Annotated in this window: 5 protein-coding genes and 1 pseudogene; 3 read left to right on the forward strand and 3 right to left on the reverse strand. The window is 70.3% G+C overall.

The genetic code is table 11. The features are described 5' to 3' along the window. Both E0504_RS54890 and E0504_RS50035 read left to right on the forward strand, forming a co-directional pair. A pseudogene (locus E0504_RS54890) lies at nucleotides 1-582 on the forward strand (zinc ribbon domain-containing protein); the annotation flags it as partial. Nucleotides 583-905: 323 nt separating this feature from the next. Continuing rightward, a complete protein-coding gene (locus tag E0504_RS50035; RefSeq protein WP_131628165.1) occupies nucleotides 906-1400 on the forward strand; it encodes a DUF1772 domain-containing protein in 495 nt (164 codons plus the stop codon). Nucleotides 1401-1482: 82 nt separating this feature from the next. Here the strand turns inward: E0504_RS50035 and E0504_RS50040 are convergent, their stop codons facing one another. Then, nucleotides 1483-2526, reverse strand: coding sequence for a pyridoxamine 5'-phosphate oxidase family protein (locus tag E0504_RS50040; protein ID WP_112105560.1), 1044 nt, complete (start codon nucleotides 2524-2526; stop codon nucleotides 1483-1485). A gap of 82 nt (nucleotides 2527-2608) precedes the next feature. After that, nucleotides 2609-3019 (reverse strand): EthD domain-containing protein, encoded by a 411-nt coding sequence (locus E0504_RS50045; RefSeq protein ID WP_071065222.1) that lies wholly within the window; start codon nucleotides 3017-3019, stop codon nucleotides 2609-2611. A 606-nt stretch (nucleotides 3020-3625) separates the two neighbouring features. On the opposite strand from E0504_RS50045, the gene E0504_RS50050 reads away from it, so the two are divergent. Then, a complete protein-coding gene (locus tag E0504_RS50050; RefSeq protein ID WP_071065223.1) occupies nucleotides 3626-4261 on the forward strand; it encodes an HNH endonuclease family protein in 636 nt (211 codons plus the stop codon). A gap of 218 nt (nucleotides 4262-4479) precedes the next feature. On the opposite strand, the gene E0504_RS50055 is transcribed toward E0504_RS50050, so the two are convergent. Beyond that, a partial coding sequence (locus E0504_RS50055; RefSeq protein WP_306769461.1) for a TCP-1/cpn60 chaperonin family protein occupies nucleotides 4480-4791 on the reverse strand: 312 nt, incomplete at its 5' end.

The raw sequence follows: 4791 nt of genomic DNA on the forward strand, positions 1-4791 counted from the left end.
CCGGACCCGGACCCGGACCCGGACCCGGGTCCGGCTTCAGGGTGTGGGTCACGTCAAGGTGCACCAGCATCGGCCGGTGGCGGGCACGGTCAGGACGGTCTCGGTGAAGCGGGAAGGCCGCCGCTGGTATGTGGTCCTCTCCTGCGACGACGTGCCCGCGCGGCCGCTGCCGGCCACCGGGGTGGTGGTGGGGGTGGATATGGGGGTGTGGAAGCGCTGCGGATCGTGAACATGACCCGCCGGGCCCCACCGAGACCCGATCCGGACCGGCCCGGGGTGTTCCTGGCGAACGGGCAGGCGGCGAAGCCCGGGTTGAACAGGAGTGTTCTCGACGCGGGGTGGGGGGTGTTCCTCGCTGTGCTGCGTGCCAAGGCTGAAAGTGCCGGACGGGTGGTCGTCGAGGTCAACCCTGCCAACACCTCCCGCACGTGTGTGGTCTGCGGGCACTGCCACGCCGACAACCGCAGGACACAGGCCGCGTTCACCTGCGTCGCCTGCGCGCATGCCGCGCACGCCGACGTGAACGCGGCGATCAACATTCTTCGGGTCGGGCTGGCCCGTCAGGGCGCGGAAGCGGCCTGAGAAGCCGACGGCTCCAACCGTCGGAGGAGTCACGGGCCGGAATGATAGTGATCAGATGGTCGCGGGTGGCCGGGTCGGACGATCCGGGCGGTCGTGCGCGGGATCCGGGCCGTGGACGGGCCGTGGACGGGTCGCGGTGGACGTCCGCGTATGGATCCGAGATTCTGGGCGATGGGCCGTCTCGGCCGGGCGGGCTTGACTGATCACATGACGACACACCTGACGACCCACCCGGCGACCCACCCGGCGACACCCGTGACGACGACCGTGATCAGCGGGGCGTGCCCGGCGCGCGGCGCGGCGGACCGTGGCCGGGTGACCCGATGACGGAGCGGGTGCTGGCCCCGCTCACTGTCGTCTCGGCGGTCGGCTCGGGCATCGTGGGCGGCGTCTTCTTCGCCTTCTCCGTGTTCGTGATGCGGGCGCTCGACGGGTTGCCGCCCGCCCAGGGCCTGCAGGCGATGCAGGGCATCAACAGGTGGGCGCCCACCGGCTGGTTCATGACGGCCCTGCTGGGCACGGCGCTGACCTGCGCCGTCCTCGGCGTCTCGGCGGCGCTGGACCTCGACCGGCCGGGCGCCGCACTGCGCCTCGTCGGCAGCGTGCTGTACCTCGTCGCGATCGTGGTGACGATCTTTTACCACGTTCCGCGCAACGACGCGCTGGCCGGGGTGTCGCCGGACGGCGTCGACGCGGCGCGGCGGTGGGCGGAGTACCTGCCCGGCTGGACCGCCTGGAACCACGTCCGGACGATCACCTCGATCGCGGCGGCGGCGACGCTCACCGTCGCCGCCCGCGTCGTCGAGCAGGCGAGGTGAGACCGGCCCACCGGGCCGGCCGCTGCCAAGGACGAGAGCCGGCCCGCGGCCCGGCGTACCGCCCGCGGGCGCGGCGGGTGGGTCAGGTCCTCCGGTTCCCGTGCTCCTCGGTGATGCCGGTGATCGGTGCGTCGCTGGCGATGCGCGCCCGGCGGATCAACGCGATGCGGGTCCGTGGCGGGGGGTCCGCCGGGATGACTGGGAGGGACTGGCCGCGCCGCTCAGCCTCGTACTCGAGCCGTGCCCTCGCCTTGGCGAGGGTGTCCTCGCTCGGCTGGAGAACCTGCTTCGTGTCGAGTGTCGCCGGGTGCTGGGGGAGCGAGCGCTCGACGCGGAACAGGACGCGGTCGCCGCCGTCCGCTCCGGCGTCGCCGACGAAGGTACGGAAACCCGCGAAGGTGAGCGACGCCCTGCCCCGCAGCCGCCAGGGGGTGCCCGTGGGCACCGCCAGCCGGAAGCCCTCGGCTGTCAGCTCGAAGGAGGTCGCCCGCATCGGAAGCGGAAAGCCGTCCTCGTCGAGCACCGACAGATGCGCCGGAGTGCCGCCCTCCACGGCCTCCCTGGCCACGTCCTGCCAGGGACGGACCGGCCAGGCCGACCGCTTCATCCTGCGGGCGGGCGAGGGGTCGGATGTCGGGTAGACCGTGTCGGGCGCCGCGGACCACACCTGCGGTGGGTCGTCGAGGGCCGCGTGGCTGTCCCACCAGTACACCCGTTCGGGCTTGTTCTCGATGATGATCCGAGACCAGTAGGTGACGGCCTTGCGCGCCTCCTCCCACGTGATGCCGTGGCTGATCCCCTCGTAGCCGGTCTCGGCGAGATAGCGGATGGCGTTGGCCTGGATGTCGCTGTCGCGCACCGCACCGTGGGCGCGAATGACCACGACCGGTTCCTCGGGGCGGCCCTCGATCAGGAGCCCGACCTTCGAGGTGCGCCGCACCCGCTCGGCCTTGGCCGGATTGGGCAGGCCCGTTGCCAGGTCGATCGTCGACATGTCGTCGGCCGGAAAATAGTAGGTGGGCGTGTCGATCGGAATGCCGGCCGCGGACACCGTCGAGAACTCGGCCACCACCCCCGACTCTATGAGGCTGAAGACCCGGGCCGGAAGATCATGAAGGTCACTCATCTGGCTAACCGCTTCCTGTCGGGTCCGGACCGGACCTGATGGTCAAAGCCGCCGGGAGGTCCCTGCCGTTCCTCGGGGGCGCTCACCCGCGGACGACCGGAACCCAGTCGTAGGTCTCCCCGTCGGGACCCATCGGCGAATCGTGTTCCTCCACGATGCAGATCGGGTTGGCGTGCGTGGCGAACAGCTTCTTCTCGTCCTCCAGCGTGTGTGGCAGCCGCTCGGGGTCCCTGATGAGACGCTGCGAGTTCTCGAAGTCCTCGCGGCTGTTCCACCAGATCTCCATGATGCAGTCGTAACCGCTGTCGTGGATTTCTCCGGTCACCGGGTTCTCGACGGGAGTCAGGTAACGTCGCACGTACCGGACCGCGTTCGGTATGGCCGGCTTCCCGATCTTCTTCGCCAGCTGTGTGTGCTGATTCTCGTAGTAGTCCAGGAACTCTTCCGTTGTCATGTCCGGGCGCTTCTTGAAGAAGCAGACCTGCTTGAACACGCGGCACGGCCCCTCTCAAAAATTCGGCCGGGCCCAGCTCGGCTGTGCCTACGGCCGACAGTCGGTTGAGCTTCTGCGTTCCCCAGTTTCCGGCCAGCAACATAGCAAATCGGCGGGTGACGCGGTAGGCATTCGCGCGGGCGCCCGCGAGCTCGGGCGGATGCCTCACGGTCGTGCGCCCCGGAATCACCGCGGGCCGGCGGGACGTGTCACCTCGCACAGGCGGCTCCGGTGGCCGGTCGTGCCGGGGCGCCGGCCCCGCTCTCCGCGGCCCGACGGCCCGGCCGACGTGGCTCGTCCATGACCATCGGTGACCGGCCCTACCGGGCGGCGGCCACCGTGCCGGGCATCGCTCCGGCGTGATTCCGCGCGGAGCCGCGTGGGTGACCGGGCCACCGGTCCGGCGTTGCGTCCAAGGTTCACCGCAATTTCGAATGAATGACACAGATCTTTTTGGCGGGCCGGTGGCCGTCCCCGAAGGTTCACCGTTGATTCGTGTATCTGCTCCTGTTTCCGGTGCGGGCTGTTGCCATTCTCCGGTGAGTTTCGCCGTTCACTGAGTCTGCGGTCCGGCAGGCCACGGTGAAACTGGTCAGGAGTACCCCTGTGGCCTCCCGCCTCCTGAAAGTGGCCGCCGTGGCCGTGGCCGCGATTGTCGCGTGTGTGCTGTTCGCGGCCGCGCCTGCCGGGGCAACGCCCCCGAACATTCCCTCGGCGAGCACGGCCCTGACCAGGCTGAATTCGCTGACGGTAGCGGCGGAATCGCATGCGTCGACCTATGACCGCGACCTTTTCCCGCACTGGATCACCGTGAGTGGCGCCTGTAACACCCGGGAACAGGTCCTCAAGCGCGACGGTACCGGTGTGGTCGTGAACAGCAGCTGCGCCGCGACCTCCGGATCGTGGTACAGCCCGTACGACGGTGCCACGTGGACGGCCGCGGCCGACGTGGACATCGACCACATGGTCCCGCTGGCGGAGGCCTGGGCCTCCGGCGCCTGGGCGTGGACCACCACGCAGCGCCAGACCTACGCGAACGACCTCGGCGGGCCCGAGCTGTGGGCCGTCACGGACAACGTCAACCAGTCCAAGGGCGACAAGGACCCCGCGGAATGGCAGCCGTCGCTGTCGTCCTTCCGCTGCACCTACGCGCGGGCCTGGGTTCAGGTGAAGTACTACTACAACCTGACCGTGGACAGCACTGAGAAGTCGGCCCTGAACACCATGCTGGGTACCTGCTGACGGCTCTGACGGGACATCGCCGCCACGACCGGGCCGCCCGCGGCCGGTAGCAGGAGGCGATCCGGCGGATGCGTCCGGCCGGGGAAGCCGGGCTGGGAAAGCCCGGCTGGAAAGGCCTGGCCGGTGACACGACGGTGGGTGGGTCCGCAGGTTGCACCGCGGGCCCACCCACCGGTGGTTCAGCTCAGCTCACCGGGTGGCCCGGCTCGCCGGGTGGATCAGAAGCCCATGCCCCCCATGCCGCCCATGGCGGCCGCGTCGGCACCGCCGCCGGCGCCCGCGGGCTCCGGCTTGTCCGCGACGACGACCTCGATGGTGAGGAAGAGGCCGGTGATGGACGCGGCGTTCTGCAGCGCCGAGCGGGTGACCTTCACCGGGTCGATGATCCCGGCGGCGATCATGTCGACGTACTCGCCGGTGGCGGCGTTCAGGCCGTGCCCGGTGGGCAGGCCGCGGACCTTCTCGACCACGACGCCGCCCTCGAGACCGGCGTTGGTGGCGATCTGGCGCAGCGGTGCGGCGAGCGCGCG

The sequence above is a fragment of the Parafrankia sp. BMG5.11 genome, assembly GCF_004337455.1.

What these genes read in the sequence shown, in the direction of transcription:
- E0504_RS50040 (WP_112105560.1), bottom strand. Translation starts at nt 2,526, where the DNA reads ATGAGTGACCTTCATGATCTTCCGGCCCGGGTCTTCAGCCTCATAGAG.
- E0504_RS50035 (WP_131628165.1), top strand. Translation starts at nt 906, where the DNA reads ATGACGGAGCGGGTGCTGGCCCCGCTCACTGTCGTCTCGGCGGTCGGC.